The organism is Anaerocolumna aminovalerica (assembly GCF_900115365.1).
Taxonomy (GTDB): Bacteria; Bacillota; Clostridia; order Lachnospirales; family Lachnospiraceae; genus Anaerocolumna; species Anaerocolumna aminovalerica.
This window is the reverse complement of the sequence record NZ_FOWD01000017.1, coordinates 13862-39727: the sequence shown is the minus strand read 5'-3', so window position 1 is coordinate 39727 and position 25866 is coordinate 13862. Positions and strand designations below refer to the sequence as shown.

General features: G+C 34.0%; 24 protein-coding genes and 2 pseudogenes. 3 read left to right on the top strand and 23 right to left on the bottom strand.

Annotated elements, in window-relative coordinates:
• The 19 genes and pseudogenes from BM183_RS10890 to BM183_RS10805 all read right to left on the bottom strand — a co-directional run bounded on the left by BM183_RS10890 (nt 1) and on the right by BM183_RS10805 (nt 18065).
• Complete coding sequence (locus BM183_RS10890; protein WP_091686906.1) at nt 1-678, bottom strand: acyltransferase; 678 nt, start codon at nt 676-678, stop codon at nt 1-3.
• A gap of 193 nt (nt 679-871) precedes the next feature.
• Nucleotides 872-1015: pseudogene (locus tag BM183_RS21685) on the bottom strand (DapH/DapD/GlmU-related protein); the annotation flags it as partial.
• Nucleotides 1016-1477: 462 nt separating this feature from the next.
• Nucleotides 1478-2092 (bottom strand): annotated as a pseudogene (locus BM183_RS21680) (glycosyltransferase); the annotation flags it as partial.
• Nucleotides 2093-2600: 508 nt separating this feature from the next.
• Nucleotides 2601-3578 carry a hypothetical protein gene (locus BM183_RS10880; RefSeq protein ID WP_091686903.1) on the bottom strand — a complete coding sequence of 326 codons (978 nt, stop codon included), beginning with the start codon at nt 3576-3578 and terminating at the stop codon, nt 2601-2603.
• The gene (locus tag BM183_RS10875) at nt 3568-4266 is read right to left on the bottom strand and encodes a WbqC family protein (protein ID WP_091686901.1); all 699 of its coding nucleotides are present in this window, start codon (nt 4264-4266) and stop codon (nt 3568-3570) included. Before BM183_RS10875 ends, BM183_RS10880 begins: the two co-directional genes overlap by 11 nt.
• 41 nt (nt 4267-4307) lie before the next feature.
• Nucleotides 4308-4934, bottom strand: coding sequence for a sugar transferase (locus BM183_RS10870; RefSeq protein WP_242960970.1), 627 nt, complete (start codon nt 4932-4934; stop codon nt 4308-4310).
• A 172-nt stretch (nt 4935-5106) separates the two neighbouring features.
• Complete coding sequence (locus BM183_RS10865) at nt 5107-5769, bottom strand: PIG-L deacetylase family protein (RefSeq protein ID WP_170847966.1); 663 nt, start codon at nt 5767-5769, stop codon at nt 5107-5109.
• A 121-nt stretch (nt 5770-5890) separates the two neighbouring features.
• Nucleotides 5891-6964 (bottom strand): lipid II:glycine glycyltransferase FemX, encoded by a 1074-nt coding sequence (locus tag BM183_RS10860; protein WP_091686898.1) that lies wholly within the window; start codon nt 6962-6964, stop codon nt 5891-5893.
• Nucleotides 6965-8053: an aspartate aminotransferase family protein gene (locus tag BM183_RS10855; RefSeq protein ID WP_091686896.1), complete on the bottom strand. Its 1089-nt coding sequence runs from the start codon at nt 8051-8053 to the stop codon at nt 6965-6967.
• Entirely contained in the window at nt 8037-8573 is a 537-nt protein-coding gene (locus BM183_RS10850; RefSeq protein WP_091686894.1) for a GNAT family N-acetyltransferase, read from the bottom strand. Before BM183_RS10850 ends, BM183_RS10855 begins: the two co-directional genes overlap by 17 nt.
• A 35-nt stretch (nt 8574-8608) precedes the next feature.
• On the bottom strand, nt 8609-9736 hold the full coding sequence (locus BM183_RS10845) for a DegT/DnrJ/EryC1/StrS family aminotransferase (protein WP_091686893.1): 1128 nt from the start codon (nt 9734-9736) through the stop codon (nt 8609-8611).
• A gap of 117 nt (nt 9737-9853) precedes the next feature.
• Nucleotides 9854-10957, bottom strand: a complete 1104-nt coding sequence (locus BM183_RS10840) for a UDP-N-acetylglucosamine 4,6-dehydratase family protein (RefSeq protein WP_242960969.1) — start codon at nt 10955-10957, stop codon at nt 9854-9856.
• Nucleotides 10958-11512: 555 nt separating this feature from the next.
• Nucleotides 11513-12286: a CpsB/CapC family capsule biosynthesis tyrosine phosphatase gene (locus tag BM183_RS10835; RefSeq protein WP_091686889.1), complete on the bottom strand. Its 774-nt coding sequence runs from the start codon at nt 12284-12286 to the stop codon at nt 11513-11515.
• Nucleotides 12216-13658 carry a tyrosine-protein kinase domain-containing protein gene (locus BM183_RS10830; protein ID WP_170847965.1) on the bottom strand — a complete coding sequence of 481 codons (1443 nt, stop codon included), beginning with the start codon at nt 13656-13658 and terminating at the stop codon, nt 12216-12218. The genes BM183_RS10835 and BM183_RS10830 overlap by 71 nt, the downstream gene beginning before the upstream one ends.
• 200 nt (nt 13659-13858) lie before the next feature.
• The gene (gene gdhA, locus BM183_RS10825; protein ID WP_091686886.1) at nt 13859-15193 is read right to left on the bottom strand and encodes an NADP-specific glutamate dehydrogenase; all 1335 of its coding nucleotides are present in this window, start codon (nt 15191-15193) and stop codon (nt 13859-13861) included.
• Between the two features lie 203 nt (nt 15194-15396).
• A complete protein-coding gene (locus BM183_RS10820) occupies nt 15397-16170 on the bottom strand; it encodes an N-acetylmuramoyl-L-alanine amidase (RefSeq protein ID WP_091686884.1) in 774 nt (257 codons plus the stop codon).
• A 53-nt stretch (nt 16171-16223) separates the two neighbouring features.
• Nucleotides 16224-17108: a GNAT family N-acetyltransferase gene (locus BM183_RS10815; RefSeq protein ID WP_091686882.1), complete on the bottom strand. Its 885-nt coding sequence runs from the start codon at nt 17106-17108 to the stop codon at nt 16224-16226.
• A 64-nt stretch (nt 17109-17172) separates the two neighbouring features.
• Nucleotides 17173-17775: a LysO family transporter gene (locus tag BM183_RS10810; RefSeq protein ID WP_091686881.1), complete on the bottom strand. Its 603-nt coding sequence runs from the start codon at nt 17773-17775 to the stop codon at nt 17173-17175.
• Between the two features lie 29 nt (nt 17776-17804).
• Entirely contained in the window at nt 17805-18065 is a 261-nt protein-coding gene (locus BM183_RS10805) for a LysO family transporter (protein WP_091686878.1), read from the bottom strand.
• A gap of 566 nt (nt 18066-18631) precedes the next feature.
• On the opposite strand from BM183_RS10805, the gene BM183_RS10800 reads away from it, so the two are divergent.
• Both BM183_RS10800 and BM183_RS10795 read left to right on the top strand, forming a co-directional pair.
• A complete protein-coding gene (locus tag BM183_RS10800) occupies nt 18632-20170 on the top strand; it encodes a DUF1538 domain-containing protein (protein WP_091686877.1) in 1539 nt (512 codons plus the stop codon).
• A gap of 2 nt (nt 20171-20172) precedes the next feature.
• Nucleotides 20173-20871: a P-II family nitrogen regulator gene (locus tag BM183_RS10795; RefSeq protein ID WP_091686875.1), complete on the top strand. Its 699-nt coding sequence runs from the start codon at nt 20173-20175 to the stop codon at nt 20869-20871.
• A 148-nt stretch (nt 20872-21019) separates the two neighbouring features.
• Here the strand turns inward: BM183_RS10795 and BM183_RS10790 are convergent, their stop codons facing one another.
• Nucleotides 21020-23461: an aryl-sulfate sulfotransferase gene (locus BM183_RS10790; RefSeq protein WP_170847964.1), complete on the bottom strand. Its 2442-nt coding sequence runs from the start codon at nt 23459-23461 to the stop codon at nt 21020-21022.
• 282 nt (nt 23462-23743) lie between these two features.
• Here BM183_RS10790 and BM183_RS10785 point away from each other — a divergent pair, with 282 nt between their 5' ends.
• A complete protein-coding gene (locus BM183_RS10785) occupies nt 23744-23923 on the top strand; it encodes a hypothetical protein (RefSeq protein ID WP_091686871.1) in 180 nt (59 codons plus the stop codon).
• A 183-nt stretch (nt 23924-24106) separates the two neighbouring features.
• On the opposite strand, the gene BM183_RS20715 is transcribed toward BM183_RS10785, so the two are convergent.
• The 3 genes from BM183_RS20715 to BM183_RS10775 all read right to left on the bottom strand — a co-directional run bounded on the left by BM183_RS20715 (nt 24107) and on the right by BM183_RS10775 (nt 25734).
• Entirely contained in the window at nt 24107-24250 is a 144-nt protein-coding gene (locus tag BM183_RS20715; RefSeq protein WP_170847963.1) for a hypothetical protein, read from the bottom strand.
• On the bottom strand, nt 24250-24933 hold the full coding sequence (locus BM183_RS10780; protein WP_091686869.1) for an HDIG domain-containing metalloprotein: 684 nt from the start codon (nt 24931-24933) through the stop codon (nt 24250-24252). The genes BM183_RS20715 and BM183_RS10780 overlap by 1 nt, the downstream gene beginning before the upstream one ends.
• Nucleotides 24934-25074: 141 nt before the next feature.
• Nucleotides 25075-25734, bottom strand: coding sequence for a hypothetical protein (locus BM183_RS10775; protein ID WP_091686868.1), 660 nt, complete (start codon nt 25732-25734; stop codon nt 25075-25077).
• Between the last annotated feature and the right edge of the window lie 132 nt (nt 25735-25866).

The window sequence follows — 25866 nt, the reverse complement described above, 5'->3', positions numbered from 1 at the left end:
TTATATCCTTCTTTCATCCCAGTTAATGCCCCTTTTTATTACCTTAGCCGGAATCCCCCCTAATATAACATTGGGTTCGTCAAATTTTTCTGTAACAATTGCACCCGTTGCTGCAATAGAATCCTGGGCTATTTTTGCTCCTTTTGTTACTATGGTTTTATTACCAATCCATACATGATCTTCTATTCTGATATCCTTTGACTGGTTAATACGTTTCCCCTGTAAATCAAGAATAGAATGACTGTCTCCTGTCCGAAAAACAATATCTGAGGAGAAAAGACATCTTTCCCCTATTGTAATTTTACTTCCTTCCATACATGCTAAGTGAGTCCTTCCGCTGATATGTGTTCCCATCCCAATCCATACAAGATTGTTATTATCCTCTATATGTATTTCACAATCTACAGCAGATACCCTGCTGCCTATAAATATCTTATTGTTATCTCCGGTAATATTTATCTTACATCTGGATAATACACATTGATTATCTGCAAATATTTTATTATTCCTGCCTTTTATTTTAATCTGGCTGTTTTTCATGAAACAGTTTTTAAGGTGGATCTGATTCCTATTTTTCCCTTTCATTCTGTTCAATCCAAACAGATGAGTATAAAAATAGGCAAAGACTAAGGATAGTTTATGATTCTTTAATAATATTTGTTTAATAGTATTGATCATGCAGATCTTGTTTCCTTCTTCCATATTCAATTACTTTACCTAATTCAATATATGCATAACCCTCTTTACAGGTTTTTATTATTTTCGCTTTTTGACCTTTTGATAATTTCCGGCTATTGCTATAAGATTTGTTAAACACCGGCTTTGTTAATAATTCTTTTTTGTATTTTATAAGATAATCCCCAGTAGTCCCAATTACTCTGGCAGGTACACCAACTGCAACTGAATTGTTAGGAATACTTTTTGTTACCACACTCCCGGCACCAATAATTACATTGTCTCCAATTATTACTCCAGGTAATATTAAAGTCCTTGCACCTATGAATACCTTATTTCCGATAACTACTCTTCCAACTTTACCATACCCCAGGTGAACTCTGGCAGACTGGTCATGGGCAAGAATCTGAACATTATTAGCCACTGTTACGTTATCTCCGATCTCTATAAGATAGCAATGGGCAGGATCAAATTTCGTTGCTGTCTGTCTGTGAAAATTGCAGCCTATCTTCATGCCCTTTTTCAAATAATAAGTGGTTGGTAAATCTCCATAGCAGATAAAATTAACAAGCTTAAAGATTGAAGACAAAATAAAACTCTTTATTGTTTTTATTGAACTCATCCTCCCTTCATGATTTTTTGCTCTAATATGCCCATTCATAATCTTATCCTGCTTTTCTATTTGCTCTTCTATCTGTTTTTCTACTTGCTCTTTTATTTGCTCTTCTTCCTGAAAATGCTCCATGATTATCTTATAACTCTTATTCGAGGAATATTTATCCAAAAACAGTTGGTACCCATTTTCCCCCATTAACTTTCTGGTCTCTTCTTGTTTCATTTTTTCTGCCGCCTGCCTGAAACCATCTATATCCCCATGGTAGGTTTTCACCCCGCAGCCGGCGCTTTCAATAATATCACCAATATCCGTAGCTTTATCAACAGCAGCAATAATTGGGATTTTAGTGTTCAGATAAGTCAGCAGCCTGGATGGAAAATTAGGTACTGTATTTTTTTTATCCAGCAAGATGAGACCTATATCACAGGCCTGAATTAACTGGATAAAATCTTTTTTATGAATCCATGGTAATATTTTTGCATTTTGGAAGGGCATACTGTTTATTATCTTGTATAAAAAATCATATTCGGTACCAGACCCTACGATTAAAAAGAAATAATCGGAGTCTTCTTTATAGGAATGTATGATATCAATTAAAAACTCTATTCCCTGAGATTTTCCCAGATTTCCGCCATATACAAGAATAATTTTGTCTTTTGGCAAATCATATCTTTCTCTGATAAAATCTCTGTCTACAATTGGTAAGTCTCGTACTTTCTGACTATTTGGACACACCTGAATAATTTTATCTTTTAGATATTTATTGTTTCTTTTTACATATTCTACATTTGCCTTTGACATGCACCCAATATAATCCGAATTTTTATAAGTGAACTTTTCTAAATATCGAAAAACTAACCAGACAATACCACCTTTTTTCATAGCGCCCAAATCAACCGTGTCCTGAGGCCATATATCTTTTAACAAAAGATATAGTTTAGCATTATATATTCTTTTTAACAGAACCACACTTGGCGATAAAGTAATAGGCGGTGTTGTAAAAAGAATTAAATGAAAGGTCTGTTTTCTTAGATACTTATGTGCAGCATATATAATCTGTGGATTTGCAAGAAATGAAAATATGACCTTAGAATATTTATTGGTTTTTTGTATATTTCCAGTTCTTATATGCAGAATCTGTATCTTATCTACGTAGGACAGATTTGATTCCTGATTATTTTTCCTATCATTTACAGATACCACAGTAACCTGATGCCCTTGTTCAATAAATTCCTGCATAAGATCTGTATACAGATTATATTCCCCTCTGTCAGGCCATGACATTGTTATCAATAATACTTTCATTGAATCATAATTCCTTACTTATAATATTAAAAATATATTTCATTTCATTTTCACCATATCTTTGGTCTATGGTTATCGGAATCATATATTTTGACATATAGTATTCAAAAGAATCAGGATCCGTTTCCGCTAAAAGATAATTCCACCAATGTCCCTGGAATACTTTATGTTTAATTAATCCGGGCAATAACTTCTCATCTTCCACTACCAATGGATACACCATGGGAATACAATCATCGGAATAGAATACACCCGGATTGATTTTGTTGATGTTGTCAAATAAGTTACAGGCAGTTTTGAAGTTTTTCCGCCGTTTGCTCTTTATATGCTCATAATCCGTTCCATCTAATATAGCATGTGTTAATTTAGACATTCTCTTTATATCGGATTGATTTATCCTGGCTTCATTGGCTTCCCTGGCTTGATATGCCTTCCCCTCACATCCATATTCGATACGCTGTAATAAAAACAGACTTGTATCGGAAGAATAATCCAGTTCATATTTCTGTAAATAATCCTCCGCATGATTCCCAATAACATAGGCACCATCCGGTACCCCAATAAATTTTCTTGCAGAATATACATTCATGCAGCCTTCTATAGCTGGTGAAAAAAAGGCCTGGGAATTATCAATAATCACATTCTGGTAATTGGATGATAAATGGCTCATTCTATCATGCCCCATAATTCCAAAGTAATTAACAAGTACAATTGCCGTATTCTCTGGACAGGCTTGTATCTTTGGGCTAAATTTCCTATCTATTAAATAGTAAAGAACCTTTATCCCCTTTTTTAAAAGAAAATCCCTTACCGTTTCACATTGGTAATAGGGGAGTAAAACAGTATGACAATTAAGTACACGTGCAGCATGATAAATACCGGCCCTGGCAGAATTTAAACGTGCAGCATTGCCTTTATAATATTCAAGTCCCTTGAAGAAATCCAACTCAAGGAAACTTCCTATTTCTTTTTTAACTTCCATGGTTCCTCCCCCTTATTTGCACTTTAATAGAATCCCAGTCGTAACCATGATTAAACAGGTAGTCTATTATCGATAAATCAGGCAGGAATTCTCCCCATAGCTGTTCATAGATAATGGAATGGTAATCGGTATATCTAAGCTCTATACCAGATTCAAGAAAATGTCCGCTGTCCTGGTATACCCTGGCTCCCTTTCCGGATAGATAAACACTGCCTTTTAGCAAAGTACATATGTCTAGTATCCGCTCCTCTTTCAGAGTTGTAATACCTAAGGAAGAAGAACGCTCAAACCTTTTGGTTATACCAAGTTTACGGCAAAAAAGTTGAATAATTGCAATATTCATATCTGCAATATTCTCATACTCAGGAAGTAAAATACTTTCAAAATCCGAATAAACCGGTTCAAAATATTTAGCTCTTTTATAATTCATCCATAAAGTTTTCAGTTGCTTTTGTTTCCATCCCAGATAATCTCTGGTCTTTACTTCCTGTATAAGGTTTCCTAATGTCTGCTGTACAGGAGCCTTGAGCCGGAGTTCTCCCTGAGGTGACTTGATCCGGTTCCAATTGCTAAAACCTTCATTGGAATACTGGGCATCGTCAAGAAAAACAAAACAATCGCATTGAGCAATCTTATAAAAATATCCCGGATAAGGTATATAATCTGGCTGGTGAATAGCTATTATCATAAATCTAATTCTCCTTATAAGTAAGAGCATCCTTCTATGACCTAGTCTTTCTTTTCCTTTTTACTCCTTCTCTCCTGAAAAAAGGATTCTCTATTATAATTACCATAATGAATTGAGTTTCTTTTAAAAACACTTTTTAGGGATGCTATAATAATTTTAAAATCCAGGAGAAAAGAAACATGGCTGGCATAATAAATTTCATATTCAAACTGCTGCTGCCATGTAGGTGTAATGTCACCATACAAAACTTCCGGTGGAATCAAACCGCCTCTTACCTTATGCCGCTGCAGCTCATATTCCGTATAATAAGGTAAATACTCTGGAATAAGGGGTCTTGGACCAACAAAAGAAATATCGCCTTTTAATATATTCCATAACTCAGGAAGCTCATCAATAGATGTGGAGCGAAGAAAACTTCCAAACTTTGTCTGTCTTAATTCATTAGGCAGCAAATTCCCATTGGCATCTCTGATATCCCTCATGGTTCTAAATTTATACATAGTAAAAATTTTATTATCCTTACTAACTCTAAGCTGTTTAAATATAATTGGCCTGCCAAGGTTAATCCAGACAAATAGTGAAATAATCATAAAAAAGGGTATGCACATTATAATTGCCAAGATAGAACTGCCTATATCAAAAATGCGCTTAATATATTTACTGTACAAATCAATACCTCATTATTCTTCAAAGGGGATATTCCACTTGCTGCAAGCAGGTTTTGCCCACAGGCAAGTTTATCCCTTGCGCTACCATCTGCCTCATTGCCACTAGGTGGTATTTCAGCAGGAGACCGACTCCTGCTGAAACAGATAAGTCCTCTTCCCTGATGGGGGTAACTTACAACACCTGTCTGATTAAAGCAAAGGCTTCCGCAGCTCTTACATTTATGGCTGCACCTCTGTGTTTAGCCAGGGCATCTAAGGCTTCAATGGAACGGGCATTTGGAAAATCGGATAATTGGGACTGATATTTTTTCATTGCTTCCATCTTCTTTTGAAGATAAGGAGTAATATCAATATAAACATTTGGTATAAATGCATTTGCCGCATGGGGTATATTACACTCTGTTTCCGAGAGGGTTTCATAAGAATATATTAACTTTACCTTATGATTATATTTAGGCCTTAAAACTACCATAGACGCCTTTGCTATTATTTCATGATCTTTTTGCATATCACCGTAATGGGGAATAAAAACAATATCCGGCTGAACTTTGTCTATTACTTCATATAGTTTATCATTTATTTCACTTCGATTTACTTTTTCTAACATGGAAGCAGGAAAATCAAGATAGAACGTCTCCTTAATTCCTAATAATTTATGGCATTCTTTTGCCTCCTTCAGAACAGTTTCTACCAGTTCTTCAGAAAACAAAGGCATATATCCCCTTGATGCAATGCATACAAAAACATTATGGCCTTCATGGATATATTTTGCTATTGTACCTCCTACACCAAGAATTTCATCATCTGCATGGGGAGCTATTACTAATATATTCATGATCTCCTCCAGTCTGTATTGGGATGCTTACAATTTTGCAAGACAGGCCCGGGGTAAATATTTATAATATAATTCATACTTTTCACATAGCAATATTATGTTATGGGATTGGTATGTATTATTACAGATACTCACCTCTATATACCGGAAAAAAATCAGTATCTAAGTAATCGGAATTTTGCATTTCCCTTTTTCTAATTTCTATCAGCTGGTCATATTTTTCCTGGTTAAAAATCTTAGTTCCAATAGTAAACGTATAATCTGAATCTCTGTTAAAACTGCTCTTAAATCTATATAAACTATCTTCCTTACTGCCTAATCCTCCCCCTAAATGAAAGGTCTTAAAGCCATTATCAAAGCCCCAGCATGCGGCTTCGTATAATAATAAATTGGTTGGTGCAAGATGCTGGTATTCTTTCTGAGATGCAGAAAGGTGATAGTTCATATGACCATTGGTAAGCAATAGGACCGCCATTGAAATAATACGAGTCTGATATACAGCATAAAATAAAACTGCTTGATTTTTTAAATCATATAATATGCTGTTAAAGAAATCTTTTCCGAAATAATAATATGGTTTTGCCTTATCTTTATCCATAGTTGCCTTATATAAAGGAATAAATGATTCAATTAATTCTTTGCTTCGTCCCCAATAGATTTCAACCCCTGATTTTACTGCTTTTCTTACCATATTCCTGTTTTTACTGGTAAGATTATTCCATATCTTTTCCTTGGAGGCCAATGGAATGACAATGGTTTTACCAAGTTTTGAAATATGATAGAACTTACCAAGTGTTTTGTAATCGCTTAGGAGGGGATGAAAGCGTACGAACTCGCTTATGATGCCTTTATTAATACAGTAATTTGTGTATTCCTGTTCCAACCGTTTCATACTTTCCCGGGTAACATTTCCTTCAATTAAAAAACCTCCATAGCCATATGGCGTGGTGATATCAAAATAAGTACCTTGAAGAATTTGATTTTTAAACCTCTTGTCTGCCTCTATATCTCTTAAAATAAATACATTTACTGCTTTTATTTCATCATCTTCATAATAGTACAAAACAGGTTCTCCATCACCATGAATCTGAAAAGCCTTTACGTATTCAGACAGATAGTAAACATCATATTTATGAAAACCGGTAACAATTCGGTTCCATTCTTCCGGTTTATTTATCAATATTTCCTTTCCCATTTATTCACTTCCCTTGATTAAAGATCTGTCATTTTCTAATTCACCAAGTACAGATATTACTCTGTCCATATCCCTCCAATCGTATCGCTGGTCACATGGTATGGATAGAATCCTGTTATAGACATTCCCAATATTCTTAAAGCTATTTACAGAAATCTGTTTTGGCCTGCTCCAATGTATGGGACAGTAAATTTTCCGGCTGCTAAGCTTTTCTCTGATTTGGTCACGATTATTATTAAGATAAACCGGATAAAACATAGGGCACGTATTTCCCGGAACATTTTGAAAAACAGGTTCTATGAATTCAATCCCATTCAAACCTTTCTTTAATATCTGATAATTGTTTTTTCTTATTTCAACTAATTTATTTACATCCGTTCCATTCATAATATTATTTGATAAAGAATCTATCCTATAGGGATAAGGTTCTTCTGAAAGTATCCTCTCCCCATGTGAAAACAAATTTAAATACTGTTTTTTTAATAGTTCATCTTTCTTATGTATATATTCTGCCTTAAGTAAGAGTGCCTCTTTTCGGATTGAAGCAAAGGATTTATCTTCCGGTAATGTACCTTTTATTTCCCATACTGGTGAAGCCAGCAGACCACCGCTGGGTAAGCCCATCCATTTTCGTACACTGGCAACATAGTAGTCATTCTCTTCGTATCTCTTAAAATCAGAAAATAATGTTTGGGTCACATCTTCAATAATAATGGCAGAGTTTCTTTTGAATTCCCTGATCACTTCCATTAGATTGCTATTTGTAGAGAACCCAAAATAACCCATATGAAGGAAAATTCCTACTTCTCTGTTCTCCCTTATGGTTTCGGTAATGGGAGACAAATCTTTGTTAATATCATAAAAGCTGCATTGATAGCCATTCTTTCGAAATGGTAAAATCAAGGAATCGCAGATATAAGCCGGCAATAAAACGGATTTAAATCTAGGATTTACTTCTTGTAATAATAGGGATATAGCACCTCTTCCAGAAGTAGTAAGTACCGTATTACCGAATTTTCTTATCCACTGTGCTTCCATCTTTTGTTCTGCCGAAGGGTCATCTAACCAAAATTCACTCCCTATTTCCATAGGAATCCTCTTTCAAAATGGAATATACAAACAGGTTATGATAAGTACCATTCTTATATATTCTGCTTCGCAGTACCCCTTCTTTAATAAAACCTGATTTTTCAAATAGCTTATGGGAGCCAATATTATAATCATTAATGTGTGCATAAATACATTGAAGACGAAGCTCAGAAAAAGCATATCGGACCATTGTTTTAATGGTATCCGTACCAAAGCCCTTTCCACGGAAACTTTTCAATAATTTTATATGAATCTCGGCGGTACCATTGATATAATCTATATCTGACAGGATTACTGTACCGGCAGTCGAATGTTCTTGTTTGTCATCAATCATACAACGTAAAACATAAGGTTCGGAATCAATGGACTTAATCCATTCTTCTTGCTTCATTTCAGATACAGGAAATGACCATCCCCCAAGGAGATATTCCATTTCACCATCATTTATCATGTTTCTTAATATATCCTTATCAGAAAGTTCAATGGCTCTTAATATTACCTTCTCACCTGATAGAAACAATTGATTTCCTCCATATTACTATTTTTTAGTTACCGTTAGATCCACAGCCCTTTTATGATGGAAACTGTACGGTTCAAGTCTTCATCTGTCATCTTTGTATCACTTGGTAAGCAGACTCCATCTTCAAATATAATTTCTGAAACCCCTGCCCCAACAAAATCATATCCTGAATAAAATGGCTGCATATGCATAGGTTTCCAGATAGGTCTGGATTCAATATTGTTTTTTTCTAATGCCAGTATAATATCAAGAGGCTTTACTTTACCTCTTAACAGGATACAGCTTAACCAACAATTTGATTTACTCCAATTATTCACTGGCATCATGTGGATACCCTCCATATCTTTAAGCATCTTCTTATAATACTCAAAGATATACCTTTTCTTCTCAATTCTCTGGTTTAATATCATAAGCTGACCTCTTCCGATACCGGCTAAAACATTGCTCATTCTATAGTTAAACCCCAGTTCACTATGCTGATAATGCCTGGCTGGATCTCTTGACTGGGTTGCCCAGAACTTTACTTTATTAATACTTTCTTCATTATCCGAAATGAGCATACCGCCGCCTGAGGTAGTAATGATTTTATTCCCATTAAAGGAGAAAACACCGTAATCACCAATGGTGCCAGTATATCTGCCTTTATATAGGGTACCTAAACTTTCTGCCGCGTCTTCGATTAAAGTTACGTCATACTTATTACATATCTCTGATATTTTATCCATATTTGCCGACAAACCATATAAATGGACAACGATAACTGCTTTCGGCTTTTTTCCAAGCTTTCCATATTTCTCAAAGGCTTTCTGAAGTGCTGACGGACTCATGTTCCATGTTTCATAATCGCTGTCAATAAATACAGGCACTGCTTTTTCATAAATAATAGGATTAGCAGTGGCAGAAAAGGTTAGGGACTGACAAAACACAATGTCTCCTTCACTGACTCCTGCTGCTTTTAAGGCCATATGAATAGCAGCTGTTCCAGTGGAAAGGGCAGCGGCTGATTTAATTCCAACCATATTGGCCAGCTCTCTCTCAAATTCATTAACATTCCTGCCAAGGGGAGCAATCCAGTTAGACTCAAAGGCTTCCTTGATAAAATTCATTTCATAGCCTTCATCACTCATATGTGGTGATGAAAGATATATCTTTTCCCCGCTCATATTTGCAACCATGCTCCTTTCAAAGTCCTCATACCCTTTAAATAATATATTCCCACGTATTTATTCTGTTACTTTCATTCAGCTTATTCCATGCATAGGATAATCCTATGGAATAGCCTAATCCGTTACATTATTATTTATCATAAAGCTAGGTACAATCTTTATAAGGGATTGACGAATAATACTCCCATCCTTTGTTTCCAATGCCTTCCTTAATATTTCCATTTTTTCTTCGATTTCTTCCGGCGACATTGATTTCTGTTTTTCAATAAAAATCTTTTTATTTTCAGTCATTACAAGTTCTTCCTGCATAAAAAGTTCTTCATTGATTTTTTCTCCAGGGCGCATACCTACTTCTATTATTGGAATCTCAGAATATGGAACATAACCTAGTAAACGGATTAAATTTTCTGCCAGCTTCAGGATATTTACCGGTTTCCCCATATCTAAAACATAAATTTCAGAATGGGAGGCCATAGTACCTGCCGTCAATACAAGCTGAACTGCTTCCGAAACTGTCATAAAATATCGTTCAACTCTTTTATCTGTAATGGTAATGGGCCCTCCATGTTCAATTTGACGTTTAAACAGAGGTATTACCGACCCACTAGAACCTAATACATTACCAAAACGGACTGCTGCGTATTTTGAATTACTAATATTCTTCATACTCTGAATAATCATTTCACACATTCTTTTACTAGCGCCCATCATACTTGTTGGATTTACCGCTTTATCTGTAGATATAAGAACAAATTTTTCAACATTCCACTGATTTGCTGCCTGAACTACATTATAAGTTCCAAAAATATTATTCTTAATTGCTTCTTCCGGACATTGTTCCATAAAAGGTACATGCTTATGAGCTGCAGCATGAAAGACTATTTGCGGCTTATAACGCTGAAATAACTGATTCATCTTGTCTCTATCCTGCACGGAGGCTATTTCAACTGCCAAATTAAGGCCATCTTTATATTCATATAACAATTCCTGTTGTATGTCATAGGCATTGTTTTCATAATAATCGATAATGATTAATTGAGCAGGGTTGGAACTGGCAATCTGTCTGCATAGCTCGGATCCAATGGATCCCCCTCCTCCAGTTACCATAATCACTTTTTGATGAAGGAACTTATCAATTTCTTTCTTATCAAAAGAAACACAATCCCGTTCTAAAAGATCATCAACTTTAAACTCCTTATTTATTCTTGTGAATTTCATTCGGTATATTCCATAAGAAAAGCGGATGAGCAACATAAAAAGAATAGATAAAGAGCAGGTTATTACAGAAAAGATCAAAGACGTTTTCTGGCTAAAAAATATTAAGTTTATTACAAAGTATAATAAAAAGCCTGATAATACACCTGTCATTATCTTTACATACCCATTGTATCCGGCATATCTCCATATATTGACATAGGTTTTTAATAAGTACTGGCATAATGATACACATAAGAGTAAGGTAATAATGTGCGGAATAAATAGTTGAATGCCTTTCATACCTATTACAACTGGTATTAAAATATAACAAATAAAACATGATAGTATAATAAAAAATAGATCTGTTATAAAAATAATCTTATTTCGATAATTATTAATTCTTATCATAGGAGTACCTCTGAACAGACCTATTCATTTTGTTGTTTTCGTCATGTTTCAATAATTCTATAGAAAAGTCGCTCTTAGTTAATACAAAAGGCGACAAAAAAAAGTAATTCCACTTCATATTTGTCACTCCTTTTAAAATCTTAAATAAATCAATCTTTGGTTTTTTCTTTATTTTATAAGGAACATGGGTTTTTTATTAATTTCAATCCCATTCACAATACACTCTCCCTTATATTTTAGATTGCTGCAACAATTATTTCCAATTTCCTGTGTTATGATATCTAATGCCTGTGTAATCACAGGGGGCCTATTGCTCATATTATGGCAATCACTTCCCAGTACATCAATCAATCCATCCTTTAAATAACGGACTGCCTGGTTTCTTCTTTTTTTCTCTATTAATGAAGTTGTATTTAATTGAATTACACATCCCATTTCCCGTAATTTTTTTATGATCCTGTAAGTTAAATCATATCTTTCTATATGGGCAATAACTGGAATGGTGTTATAGAATGAAATCAGTTTTTCAATTGTTTCATATATTCCATCCTTTTTTTTACTGTATGGCAATTCAATTAACAGATATTTTGTATTTCCTATACATAACTCACTAAGATCAGGATAATGAAATAAATAAGTGTGAAGCATTGTTTCGCTCCCGGAAATTAGCGCAACCTTTGCTTCATTCATCAGGCTCATTGCAGCTGTTCTCTTATTTATAAATTCTTGAAGGGAGACCTGCATAGGATTAAAATGAGGAGTGCACACTGCCTTATTAATGTTCTGATCCAAAAGAGATTTCGTCATTTCAACTGCTTCAGTGATGCTTCTGGCTCCGTCATCAATACCTGGCAAAATGTGGGTATGGAGATCAATCATTATAATTATTGTAATAGTAGTAATGATATTTTGATTTCTTTTCCTGATTAAGAGAAATCCCATTAAGTATAAATCCTAATACTTTGATCTCCATATACTTACACTTCGATAAGAAGTTTGTTATATCCGAATGAGAGGTAACTTCCTCTCTTACAACTATTAGTACACCATCCGCTGCCTTCATCAGGATAAGAGCATCGGATACAACCCTGACCGGAGGTGTATCAATGATAATATAATCGTATTCTCTTTCCAGCTTCTTTAATAATTCTTCCATTTGGCTGCTGGCCATCAGTTCGGAGGGATTAGGCGGAATGGTTCCTAATGGCAGTACATATAAGTTATCATATGTGGTCTTTTGAATTGCATTCTCTATATCAATCATATTGGACAATACATTGGTGACCCCAGGACTGCTTTTTATATTGAAAAAATTGTGCAATCTTCCTTTTCTCAAATCACAGTCCACCAATAATACTTTCGAACCGGTCTGGCCAATTACAATACCTAAATTGGTAGTAATCGTACTCTTTCCATCCTCTGGGAGTGAGCTGCTTATTACAATCTTCTTACATCCCTGATGACGTAAGGTAAACTTCAAATTGGTTCTTAGAGAATTATAAGCTTCTGTTATAATGAATTGTGTATCCTTCTCCGCATTTTCTTTTATATTTTCACTTTTACCTGCCTTTTTATTTTCTTTCGAATCTATTTTCTTATTTAGCCTTTTTGCAATAGAAGTTAGCTTTATTAATAATACTTTTTTCTTTTTATTGTTTTTATAATTTGGTATTACACCTAAAATAGGAACTTGATACTTTCTTAATAAATCATCCTGATTCTTCACATTTACATCCATAACTTCCCCTAATAATGAAATAAGTATAGTAATAATAAATGTAATCATTCCTCCAATTAAAGTATTCTTAAATATATTAGGACTGGATGGAGAAGTTGGTAAAGCCGGAGGATCAACTATACTGATCTGTGCTGTGTCTTTAATACTTTTTATTAATTCAGGTGCAATTTTCTCCATTGATTTAACTAATAAAAATGAATGGTTGGGGTTCATAGAACTTACACTTATTTCAAAAATTTCTGTATTGTTGATAGATTCAATGTTGGTCATGTTTTTTAGCTGTTCTCTCGATAATCTTAAATTACTTTCTTCTATTACCTGTTCATAAAATTTCTTTGTCTGCAAAAAACTTATATAAGTTGTTACTACTTTCTGAGCGTAATTTAATTCATTTAGATCAGCGGAAGAAGTGGAATCATTGGAATTAACATACATTTGTACCGATGCGATATAGGTTGGTTTTATAATATATTTACTATATAGAAAAGAAACACATAAACCTCCTATGGTACAAACTGTAATAAAAACAATTCGCTTCATAAATATTTCAAATATTTCTTTTAGTGTAAACTCCATATATGAAATTCCCCCTTGAGCACTGCTATTTTTTTCTGATATTGATACTGCTATCTCATGATTCTTTATCTTATAATATGACATTATTTTAATTTAGTGAAAATTGCTTTACTTGTAGAAACAAAAAAATTAAGGACCAGAAATGATAATAATCATTCCTGATCCCTTCTATTTTTCTTATAAAATTAAATATTCACATTTTACCAAATACCCTGAGCCAACATAGCGTTAGCAACCTTTTCAAAACCTGCAATATTAGCGCCTGCAACGTAATTACCCTTTTGATCGTAACGTTCTGCAGCATCAGATAAATTATGAAAAATATGAACCATAATCTGTTTTAACTTAGAATCTACCTCTTCAAAAGTCCAGCTTAATCTTTCGCTGTTTTGTGTCATCTCAAGTGCGGAAGTGGCAACACCTCCTGCATTAGCTGCTTTACCCGGTGCAAATAAAACACCATTTGTCTGAAGAAATTCTGTTGCTTCTAAGGTAGTAGGCATATTGGCGCCTTCTGCAACTGCAATACATCCATTGGCAACCAAAACTTTTGCATCCTCTAAAAGTAATTCATTCTGTGTTGCACAAGGAAGAGCAATATCACATTTCACACTCCATACTCCTCTGCCTTCATGATATTCGGAATTTGGCCTGTATTTCTTATATTCCGTAAGTCTGTCTCTTTTTACTTCTTTAATTTCCTTTAATGCAGTCACATCTATGCCCTCCGGATCGTAGATCCATCCATCGGAATCACTGACAGTAAGGACTTTTGCACCCAGCTGTCCAGCCTTTTCCACCGCATAAATTGCCACATTGCCGGATCCGGATACAACCACTGTTTTACCTGCAATATTATGACCGTTACATTTTAACATTTCTTCGGTTAAATATAGAAGACCATATCCGGTTGCTTCCGTTCTAGCCAAAGAACCGCCGTAAGTTAAACCTTTTCCGGTTAGTACTCCTTCATATCTGCCGGTAATTTTCTTATATTGACCATACATATAACCGATTTCTCTGGCCCCTGTTCCAATATCACCTGCAGGAACATCTTCATCTGCTCCAATATATTTATAAAGTTCCGTTATAAAACTTGTGCAGAAAGCCAGTACTTCCCGGTCCGATTTGCCTTTGGGATTAAAATCCGAACCACCTTTACCACCGCCGATGGGTAAACTGGTTAAAGAATTTTTAAAGATTTGTTCAAATCCGAGAAATTTAATAATACCAATGTTCACAGAAGGATGTAAACGCAGTCCCCCCTTATAAGGTCCAATTGCATTATTAAACTGAACACGGTAACCAGTATTAACTTGAACCTGACCTTTATCGTCAACCCAAGGAACCCGAAACTTAATTTGTCTGTCTGGTTCTACTAATCTCTCTAGTAACGCTTCTTTTCTATATTTTTCTTCATTCATATCTATAACCGGTCTCAAAGATTCCAGTACCTCTTTTACTGCCTGATGGAATTCAGGTTCACCCGGGTTTTTCCTCATTACCAATTCAATAACTTCATCAACGTATCCCATATAATTTCTCCTTTATCTTTCATACAGATTTACAAGCACACAAAATTAATTTTGCACAAAAAAAGAGCAAAAAACAGGCGATTTAGTTTAGGCAAATACGCCTTTGTTTTTGCTCTTAATGAATTATATCACTTTAACGCAGAAAAGTAAATATATTTTTTTAAATTTTTTTACACAAAATGTGAATTGTTATACAACCAACCCTATTCATCCCGCACAATTAATGTATTATATCCAATCCGTTTTAGTTCCTGTTCTAAAATCACTGCTTGATCCAAACTTGGAAGTTCCCCGATCTGCACTGCATATAACTCTCCTTGAGATACAATAAGTGGTTCATATCCAAGAAGAAACAATTCATATTGAAGATTTACTGCGTTTTCTAATACTCGGAATAATCCTACCTGTACGCGATAAGTATGCGTATTATTTACAGTTTCATTCATCCTGTTCAAAGTTTCTAAAATAGCTGTTGCAATTCCATAGGCAATATTTTCAAATTGTTCATCAAATAAAGCATTATCTGAGTCTGTATTAATAAATCCAACATTAACATATAAGGCTGGCATATTCGTTCTTTTTAATACAGGTATATCTTTTCGTATATCTATACCTAAATTGTAAAATCCTATCTTCTCCAATTCTCCGTTTATAAGCTCTGCTGCTATAGGCTTTATGCCTTCTTCATCATATATAAAAGTTTCCACACCACTATAAGTATTGGGCAATGGACTTGAATTTCTATGAAGTGCTATATATAAATCGGCATTTTCAGCATTTGCCACTTGGGCCCTGCTAATGGGCGAAGAATAGACATCTTCCGTTCTGGTATATAAAACATCAACACCATAATTGGTCAAAATTTTGCCAACTGCCAGGGCTAAGTTTAAATTATCATTTTTTTCCAATCTATCACCATATACCGCACCACTGTCAACCCCTCCGTGACCCGGGTCTAAAACTACTCTGTCTGCCATAACATCCTCAAATACCTTGTTTTACATTATTTTATGCCAAAGGGCAGACTTAGTTACTCCTCTAATTCAATCTGACAACCATAATAATCATACTGGGTTACTATCTGAAATCCTAAATAATTATATATTTTCATTGCATTTTTACTATTGCTGCTTACTTGCAGCGTGACTTCACTGACCTTATCCTTAATTAATTGCCTTAGCACATAATTAATGAGTCCTTTTCCATAACCTTTACCCTGGAACCTTGGTATAACTCCATATCCGAATATAGAAGCCTTATTCTTTCCATAGTTCACATTACAAATACCTATAAGTTCTTCTTCTAATTTGGCACCGTAACATACCATACAATCGGACTCTAAGATATTTTGTATCAGTTCTTCCGATTCTTGAAATTCCGTCTTAAAAATCTCGGAATGAATATATGCTGCCTGCATAATATCTTTTGATGTTAAGGGCTTCACTATGAAATTTAAGTTCGATAAAAATTCACTGTACTTTTTTGTATAATCCTCAAGCTTTAATCTTAATAAGTATTCCGATTTTATAAAGGACGCTCCTAACGATAAGGCTGCCATTTTACCACTGGTACTGTTTGGTTCTGCTACAAATACCATATCATAGATATCAAAATCCAGCAGTTCCTCTTCTGCGGCATTAAGCAAAGCTGTAAAATAACCTTTCTTTCTTTTGTCAGGCAACGTATAACCAGATATTTCCGCTTCTCTTTCATTCATTTGAAATATAGTCAATACACTGACTAATTGTTTCTGGTCATATAACAGAAAAAAGCTATCTAAATTTTCATAAAGATTCATATCATTATCTAAGTAAAGTTCTCTACTTAATCCATCCGCTGTCAAACATTTACTTACTAATTTCTTCACTTCAATCTTCTGTTGTTTATCTAATTGGTGGAGTTTTTCTAAATGCATAATAACCTCAATTCCGGCACTTTAGCACCATTTAATTCGGATTACTGTTTCTATGGCTTATCCCTTAACGGAAGAAAATGTATATGTATTTTATTAATACAGGAACCGCAACACTACATAATACACCGTGAAAAATCGCCATTACTACCACTTCCTCGTTAGTAAATTTTATAAGCATGGGAAGGGAGGTATCTTCACTGGTAGCTCCCGCCGGTGCTATAGCGGTATATTTATTAAAGGTTCTTGCAACATAGGGAATAATAATAAATGCAATAATTTCCCGCATAAGATTACTCATAAAAGCTACCGTTCCTAATTGTATTCCTGCCAAATCCGTAATCATAACACCGCTAAGACTGTACCAGCCAAGACCTGAGGCAATGGCCATGCTGTCATACCAGGATACATTAGTCAATAAGCTGGCTGTCAAACCTCCAATCAAAGAACCTATAATAGTTCCCATAGGCATCAGGAGTATCTTAAGGTGGTATTCCTTTACCTTTTGAAATACCTGTTTATTAAGACCAACACTGATTCCAACAGAAATTAACAATATATATAATACATACTGAGATTGATTCGTAAAAAAATGAATCCATCGTTCATTAAAAATCCACTGTCCACATACGATTCCTGATATTAAAGAAATAATTGCTATATAAACCATATTAAGCCTCCAAAAAAACTGTTCCTATTTTATTTAAAAAAATATTTTGTTATAAAATAGACAAATAGTACTGAAAATATTATTGGGATAATTGCCAGCAAAAGGCTTTCAAGTCCCAAATGTAAAAAATCAGTCAAAAAATTTGGCCTGCTTCCTAAAGTAACTCCCATTAGAAAGATAAGAATAGAAATACTTATTACCTGAATTCTCTCATTCCATTTTTTCAGTTTCAACGGAAACCATTTAAATCCTATTACTATTCCAATTAACATATATATTAATACTTCCATTAATTTCTTCCTTTGCATTCATATTTTTCACAAGTTTCCTATAACGTAAAATAAGAGGCTGCTGCAAAATTAGTATTTTGCAACAGCTTCTTTTTGGAAACTCATTGTCATAATTTATTTATAACGACAAGTATAGGTGAATACTTATAAGATGTCAATATTTATTCATAGGAGAAGTCAAAATTTCATAAAGTTTCATAAAATTCCACCATGTTTTATCCTGAATTTTGTGATGTATTAAACTAACCTTTATTCTATATTATCTTACTGGAAAATTGTTTTAAGATTATTTTCCAACAATGAAAATTTTTGCAAATAAATCTTGTGTATTCTCATATATTCCTATAAAATAATATATATTAGGGCAGCTAATAACTATCAATTAACTAGAAGGGGCTCATTTTTTCTAAAACATGTAATAGGAGGTAACTTTGTATTGAAAACGATAGATATTTTTTCATATTTCCATGTTTAACTATTTACAATGTTTAAATGATTATTTTAATGTATTATCCATATAATACCATCAATGTAACTCGTTAACCAAGCTCCAAAGGTGGTGTCACATGAATAAGAATTTTCTAATGAAGTTAAAAGAATCTTTAACTTCTGTCTTACCAATTACTTTAATAGTTTTACTATTGAATTTTACTATTGTACCGATGCCTTTCGGTACTGTTATGATGTTCATAATAGGTTCCTTATTATTAATTATCGGAATGGGACTATTCACATTAGGAACGGATGTATCCATGATGTTCATCGGTGAAAGAATCGGTTCTTATCTAGCGAAATCAGGAAAAATTAAACTTATAGTAATTCTAGGTTTTTTTATGGGTTTAATAATAACCATAGCCGAACCTGATTTACAAGTATTAGCAAAACAAACTCCCGGTGTACCCGATCTGGTTATTATCCTGTCCGTTGCTCTTGGGGTAGGTTTATTTTTAGTAATCGCCCTGCTTCGTACTTTATTTCAGATAAAACTTTCCGTTATATTTATTGTTATGTATGGACTTGTATTTTTGTTAGCAGCTTTTGTACCGTCTGATTTTATTCCGGTTGCATTTGACTCTGGAGGAGTAACTACCGGGCCTATGACAGTACCATTTATTATGGCTCTTGGTATCGGTATGGCTTCCCTAAGAAGTGATAAAACTTCTCAGGAAGATAGTTTCGGACTAGTAGCCTTATGTTCTGTTGGTCCAATTCTTGCTGTATTATTACTGGGTATCTTTTTTAAACCTGGTGCAACTGAATATGGTGAAAATGTTATTACGGAAATCAATAGCTTTTCAGCAGTACTGAAAGCTTTTTTATCTGATATGCCTATTTATATAAAAGAAGTAGCACTAGCGCTGCTGCCAATTATCGCTTTTTTTATTATCTTTCAAATATTTAAAATGAAACTGCCTCGAAAACAAGTTTTAAAAATTGTGATTGGTTTAATTTATACGTATCTTGGCCTTGTCCTTTTCTTATCAGGGGCAAACATTGGATTTATGCCTGCCGGCTCCTATTTAGGCAGTGAATTGCTTAGCGGTCCTTATCGGTGGCTAATTATTCCTCTTGGAATGGTAATCGGATTTTTTATTGTAGCTGCTGAACCTGCTGTTCACGTATTAAAAGAACAGGTGGAAGACATCTCAGAAGGCAATATATCCGGAAGATCAATGCAATTAAGTCTCTCTATTGGTGTTGCTGTATCTGTGGGGCTGTCTATGCTTCGTGTATCTACAGGGATATCCATTTGGTACTTAATTATTCCCGGTTATTTAATTGCTCTTACTTTGACTTTCTTTGTCCCAAACATATTTACGGCAATTGCCTTTGACTCCGGCGGAGTTGCTTCCGGGCCAATGACTGCAACCTTTCTTCTCCCGCTGGCCATGGGGGCTTGCGAAGCTGTAGGTGGAAATATATTATCCGATGCATTTGGAACAGTTGCCATGGTAGCTATGACGCCCTTAATAACCATTCAAGGTTTGGGACTTTTGTATAAATTCCGCACCAGACGTAATTTAAAACTGGAGAATGATACTTATAAACCGGAACAGCTCTTATCCGATGAAATTATATATTTTGATATGGAAGAAAGGTCATAATTATGGAAAACAAAGCACCTGAATATAAAGTCTTAAAAACTCTTATAACTATTATTGATTATGAATATGAGCAGGAATTGCTTAAATTATTTAATGAGAATCATATTCCTTTTAATTTAATTACCCATGGCCAAGGTACTGCCAGTTCTTATATACTGGATTACTTAGGTCTTGGGGAAACTAAAAAATTTGTTATTATAGGTATAATACCGGATTATAAAACATCAAAGATATTTGATTTATTAGAAAATAAAATGCATTTCAATAAGCCCGGAAGGGGAATTGCATTTACAATTGCAGTAACCGGTATTAGCAGTATTATATGTAAAATCATTGCAGAACAAGAAAACCGTATGGATATAAAAAATAAATATGAGGTGAACCCTATGAAGCAGGAACAATTATATGAATTAGTCGTTACAATCGTAAATCAAGGTTATTCTGACCAGGTAATGGATGCAGCCAAAGAAGTTGGTGCAACAGGAGGAACCGTAGTTCATGCAAGAGGTCTTGGCAGTCAAGAAGCAACTAAATTCTTAGGAATATCCATTCAGGAAGATAAAGAACTGGTACTGATACTTGCCAAAAAAGAAAATAAAAAATCCATAATGGAGAATATATGTAAAACAACCGGTTTAAATTCCCCCGGAAAAGGGATTACTTTCTCTCTTCCCGTTGACGAACAGATGGGATTAAATTAAATATTATAGGATGCAAGACACCTAAGTACCTGCAACCGGGTGCAAATACTTAGGGTTAGGCTCTTAAGTACCTGACATCCCTTTTTTAAGCAAAAACAGTGCCGGAGCCTTAAGCACCCAGCACTGCTTTTGTTTTTATAATAATATCTTATAGTTCTATCTTATAACCGGAATTATAAATAACTCCATTATTTCGAATATAAATATCATAAGAAGCCTCTTCCAGCCCTTTTGGTGAAAACCACATTTTAAAGTTTACTGTATCACTTTCTTTTTTCTCAATCATTAATTCCGGGATGGAATATGCTTGAATATTACCGTCACTTCTTCTTAAAATCAGTGTAGCGTCTTCGGCTACAAAAGGCCAGGTTCCTACGATAACAATTCTATCGGGATTCTGTACCACATTAATCTTATAATTAGTACTTATACCCGCATTGGTATCCAGATTCTCGAAAGGAACCGTTGTTGTTATACCTAAATCACCTAAGTATTTACCCTCTATGGAGGGATCAAAGTTTTTCTTTCTGGAGTAAATAGCCATTCTACTACTTCTGTTAATCAAATGATTCAGTTTCAATTCAAATATTATTTCGTCATTCTTAATCTGTGTTATATAAGCAGTTTTCTCACTGCCTGTAATATCTTCTTTAGTTAGATCATAGGTCTCTTTCTTTGGATCAAAGAGATTTCCTCCTGATGTTAACAAATAATTTCTTCTGTCTTGGAACTCTGCACCACCATGGAAGGAGGAATACCATTCCTGTCCTCTTTCTTTTCCATAATCCCATATCTGACGGATTGTCATATCCGCTAAATTGATACGGTAGATAACTGCTCTTGAATAAACCTGTTCTCCCGTTAAAACTCCAATGTCTTTGCCTTCTTCATCAAATGCAGGACGGCCCACACCATTATCAAATACCAATATATCTCCATTATATAACATAGAAATCTGATGAGGTGCATATATCCATTGAAATTCTTCTTCCGATGGGGTGAAGAAAAGACTTGGATCTGCATTTTCCCATATTCCCGGATCACCCATAATCCACTTTAATGTTTTATCCGTTTTATTTACCGCTATAATTGAATTCACATTGCCGCCGGATAAAAGGATTGTATCGTTTTTTCTATCATACCACAATCCGTTACATTGGAACCAATCCTCTTGGGTAACATCCATATTTTTTCCCATAATTGGTTCCAGAAGATTCTTTATATCAAGATCATAAATAATTTCTCCTGTAGTTCTGTCTATTTCGTAAATATGATCGGACAATGTCTTAAGATCTATAGAATTACCAATGGCTAAAAGATTCCCGTTTTTTAGTTCCATAAAATCATTTACATAACCGCCTGGAATAATATAGTCATTGTAAACCTTCCCGCACAGATCTATTTCAATCAAACCGGTGTAATGGTTTGGTGCTTTTAATAATCTGGAGGAAGCTACCATAATATTACCATTTTTTAATCTCTTAAATATGTCTGAATATCCTTTTAAAATATATCTTATATCTCCTGCACTGTCATAAGCTGCAATACCATACCCGTCCTCCCTGGATTCGGAAGATACGAATGTTAATTTGGAATAATTATAATATTTGCTATCCAAAATCTTTACTACCCCAGTATCCAAATCAGCCTTGATACTATCCGTTTTTACGCTTACTGTTTTTTCACTGCCATCATCCAACAGGAAAACTAGTGTTGTTGTATCACCAGGATATAAGCCATAAACAGGTAATATATGTGTAGTTTCCTTATCGAAGACTGTAGTAATATCATCCTGGGGCTTTTTACCTTTCACGGTTAGTTTTACAGAAGTTTCTTCCTCTGTTTTAAATATGGCTATGGCTGTAAGAGGTGAATTACCGTAAGGATTAACAACAATCAGTGGATTATCAAGACTATAGCTTTTCTTGGCTTCATCTAACAGAGCATCGTCAATATAATTCTGGTCTTTTAAATAATCAGATTCGGTAGGAAGTAATGTATTACTTGTTTCTTCAACCGTTCCTTCGCCAAAGATAATACAGTCCATACGAGCTTTTTTAAATTTATAGTTTAATCTCAGCTGATTATACCCCTCTTTTATCTCAAACATAATCCAGCCTTTTTTAATACCGAAGTTTAGGTCCATTCCGGTCATACGTGCAACACCTAGATCCGATAAAAAAGAATCCTCTATTCTAGTATAAGTATTGCCCGAATCATCTGTCAGATAGAACTTGTCCCATTGAATCTGTTCCATACTGTCTATCTTTTCCATACTAAGCTGCACAAGTACCAGCTCGTATCCTTCTTTTGCTTCTGCTTGTGCCATATCCTTGTCTATCTTCTTAATTCCTAAATCTTTTTTTATATCATGTAATGAAGTTGCAATCTTATAATTTAAAACATCCATCTTCCAGCCAGCTGCTTCTACTGTCTTTTTCTCCGGAACTTTTTCTTTCTCTTTTTCTTTATTATCCTTATTTAATAAAGGGGGTGTAACAATAATATTATTAGGTTTATCCTTTGAACATCCTGTAAAAATCATCATCATAAATAACATGACTATAAAGGTAATAAATCGCTTTCTCATAACTTCCTCCATTATATTATAAAAGCCTATTTTCCTCATTTTAATTTATGTACATCCTACACAATATCACAAAATTGTGGCAAATATGTGAAATGTTTTATGAAAGATTCTGAAATCCAGCAGGAAATAAGCTTACATAATTTTACTTACTCATTAGTCCTAGCTATAGTATTATCACGAATTCACTACATAATCAAGTTATTTTTTATGTATACTTGTTTGATTTTTATGTATACGGATCTCTTTTATACAAATACTATATCAAAAAAGGAGGAAAATACTATGGAGCCGTTAAAAGATAACAAAGGAACACCAACCAAAAGAACTGCTGTAAAAGATGGTGTAGACATGACGAACAGGGATAACACCACTGGTGCCGGTGAAGGATCTGATATGGACAAGGAAGGAACTAAAGTAAACGAACTGGTGGATTCAGGTTTAAAAATCACCAAAACTCAATAGTTTTTTCTATCAGCAGAATCCTAATTGTGACTGCTATCGAACAATAAATTGCCATGGGAGTATAAATTCAGGCAGTTTTCATTTTCAGGGCATTAATTTAAAAACTGCCATTTGGAGTGCATATAGTGCATACCAAATGGCAGTTTTTCATAATCTTTACTGTCTTTTGCTATCTATAATAATTTATTTATTACTTCTATTTTGAATTTTATTTTCTGCTTTATCTTCAGTTTTATCGGTACTACAATCTGTTGAAGGCTCAATTTTTAATTGATGATCTTTCTTATTGATATTATTTCTGCCTTTATTATCTTTTCTTTCCCGCATTATTTTGCCATTCCTTTCAATCCTTTAAGTTTAGTGAGAAAAAACTGAATGGTTTCTTCCTCTTTATTCTTATCTGCATTTTCTCTTCCCAATCTGTCACACAAGCCTAATAAAGCTATTTCATTCATATCAACATGCTGGATCATCTCTTTTGGTTTCGCAAAAGGTAAATCTTTGGTGACATACAATATATGCATATGATATCTTACAAGGCTTACTACATCATTAACAAACTCTTCTTTACAAGGAAAATAAGACAAAAATCTTTTAGTTAATTCTGCTCCTACTCTATCATGATCATATGCAGTAATTCTTCCTTTTCTCTTTCTTGTTGTATCCGGTTTCCCTAAGTCATGTAATAATGCTGCCCACATAAAGGCTTCCGGATTCTTACTGTTTCCTCTTACTTTGGCAGCTTCCTCTACAACAAGCATGGTATGATTCCATACATTTCCCTCCGGATGATGTACGGGAGATTGTTCTGTTTCCTTTAATTTTAATAACATAGAAAAAGGAACGTCTTGAAATATATGATTATTAGATAAACTATTTAAAAAGTCTGATGGTTTTTCATCTTCCATTAAATGTTGATGGATTTCGTTAAATAAATTAACTTTTTCTTTGGAGTAATTATCTCCTGCGTCATTTAAAACCTTCCTACTATCTAAACCAGTAATCTCCATTTTTCTGCACTCCTTTTTCTATGTGATATTATTGTTTTCACAATATATAAATTTTATGTAAGTTTCTTTTTATATAATACATGAAAATATAGTTATAAAACCAAAGAAATGGCAGTCTTTTGACTGCCATTCCTTATCTTCTCATGATGTAACAAGAAGTTCAAAAATAGAATATGAATTGGTTTCTTTAAGCTTTTTAAATTTATTTTCAAAAGATGCTAGATCATCATAGGTTAAATCTAACGCAATATTATAAAGTTCAGAGAATCCATCTTCTATATCGTAAATATCCTCTTCCTTTAATAAAGTATCCAGTTTTTCTACACTTAGATTGGTAACCTTTTTAAATACATCCAAATCCATGTTACACTGTCTAAATTTGTTTTCTTCCAAACCTTCTCCAATGGTATATCGGGTAATGATCTTTCCCTTTTGAAATAATAAGATACTAAAAATATCATCATCGAAATTACCGGTTCCAATAACCGGGGTTTCTAAATATTTTGATAAGTTAATTCCTTCTGTTTCTATATTCTCTAAAGAGTAAGATTCATCATATACAGAAATGAATTTATTATTTATCAGCATCAATTTAGGGGTATTCTCAAATAAATCTTGAAGATAATGTAATAGACTGAACTTATTATTTATAGATTCATCATAAATAGATTCTGATAAACTTTCCCGGATATTACCCTTATTATTGGAGGTGGTATCATTGCTGAAATATTGCTCCACCTGTTTTAGCGTTTCCTTTGTATTTTCTGCAATAATATGAAAACTTGCATAATTTTGTCCCATTGTATTCTCCTATCTAACACTCTAATGTTGACTAAATAAGAACAATAAAAAATCCGACTATCCTGTCTGTTTACTCGGAATAAAATAATACATATATTATTTTCTAAAATCATGGGGCTTATGCAAGAAAGG

Excerpts from the sequence above, each read along its gene's own strand:
- gdhA (WP_091686886.1), bottom strand. The coding sequence starts at position 15,193 with ATGGGATACGTTGATGAAGTTATTGAATTGGTAATGAGGAAAAACCCG.
- BM183_RS10890 (WP_091686906.1), bottom strand. The coding sequence starts at position 678 with ATGATCAATACTATTAAACAAATATTATTAAAGAATCATAAACTATCC.
- BM183_RS10805 (WP_091686878.1), bottom strand. The coding sequence starts at position 18,065 with ATGGAAGTATTAATATATATGTTAATTGGAATAGTAATAGGATTTAAA.
- BM183_RS10800 (WP_091686877.1), top strand. The coding sequence starts at position 18,632 with ATGAATAAGAATTTTCTAATGAAGTTAAAAGAATCTTTAACTTCTGTC.
- BM183_RS10880 (WP_091686903.1), bottom strand. The coding sequence starts at position 3,578 with ATGGAAGTTAAAAAAGAAATAGGAAGTTTCCTTGAGTTGGATTTCTTC.
- BM183_RS10820 (WP_091686884.1), bottom strand. The coding sequence starts at position 16,170 with ATGGCAGACAGAGTAGTTTTAGACCCGGGTCACGGAGGGGTTGACAGT.
- BM183_RS10860 (WP_091686898.1), bottom strand. The coding sequence starts at position 6,964 with ATGGGAAAGGAAATATTGATAAATAAACCGGAAGAATGGAACCGAATT.
- BM183_RS10855 (WP_091686896.1), bottom strand. The coding sequence starts at position 8,053 with ATGGAAATAGGGAGTGAATTTTGGTTAGATGACCCTTCGGCAGAACAA.
- BM183_RS10795 (WP_091686875.1), top strand. The coding sequence starts at position 20,173 with ATGGAAAACAAAGCACCTGAATATAAAGTCTTAAAAACTCTTATAACT.
- BM183_RS10865 (WP_170847966.1), bottom strand. The coding sequence starts at position 5,769 with ATGAATATATTAGTAATAGCTCCCCATGCAGATGATGAAATTCTTGGT.
- BM183_RS10810 (WP_091686881.1), bottom strand. The coding sequence starts at position 17,775 with ATGGTTTATATAGCAATTATTTCTTTAATATCAGGAATCGTATGTGGA.
- BM183_RS10840 (WP_242960969.1), bottom strand. The coding sequence starts at position 10,957 with ATGAAATTCACAAGAATAAATAAGGAGTTTAAAGTTGATGATCTTTTA.
- BM183_RS10815 (WP_091686882.1), bottom strand. The coding sequence starts at position 17,108 with ATGCATTTAGAAAAACTCCACCAATTAGATAAACAACAGAAGATTGAA.
- BM183_RS10775 (WP_091686868.1), bottom strand. The coding sequence starts at position 25,734 with ATGGGACAAAATTATGCAAGTTTTCATATTATTGCAGAAAATACAAAG.
- BM183_RS20715 (WP_170847963.1), bottom strand. The coding sequence starts at position 24,250 with ATGCGGGAAAGAAAAGATAATAAAGGCAGAAATAATATCAATAAGAAA.
- BM183_RS10875 (WP_091686901.1), bottom strand. The coding sequence starts at position 4,266 with ATGATAATAGCTATTCACCAGCCAGATTATATACCTTATCCGGGATAT.
- BM183_RS10835 (WP_091686889.1), bottom strand. The coding sequence starts at position 12,286 with ATGGGATTTCTCTTAATCAGGAAAAGAAATCAAAATATCATTACTACT.
- BM183_RS10845 (WP_091686893.1), bottom strand. The coding sequence starts at position 9,736 with ATGAGCGGGGAAAAGATATATCTTTCATCACCACATATGAGTGATGAA.
- BM183_RS10780 (WP_091686869.1), bottom strand. The coding sequence starts at position 24,933 with ATGGAGATTACTGGTTTAGATAGTAGGAAGGTTTTAAATGACGCAGGA.
- BM183_RS10830 (WP_170847965.1), bottom strand. The coding sequence starts at position 13,658 with ATGGAGTTTACACTAAAAGAAATATTTGAAATATTTATGAAGCGAATT.
- BM183_RS10790 (WP_170847964.1), bottom strand. The coding sequence starts at position 23,461 with ATGAGAAAGCGATTTATTACCTTTATAGTCATGTTATTTATGATGATG.
- BM183_RS10785 (WP_091686871.1), top strand. The coding sequence starts at position 23,744 with ATGGAGCCGTTAAAAGATAACAAAGGAACACCAACCAAAAGAACTGCT.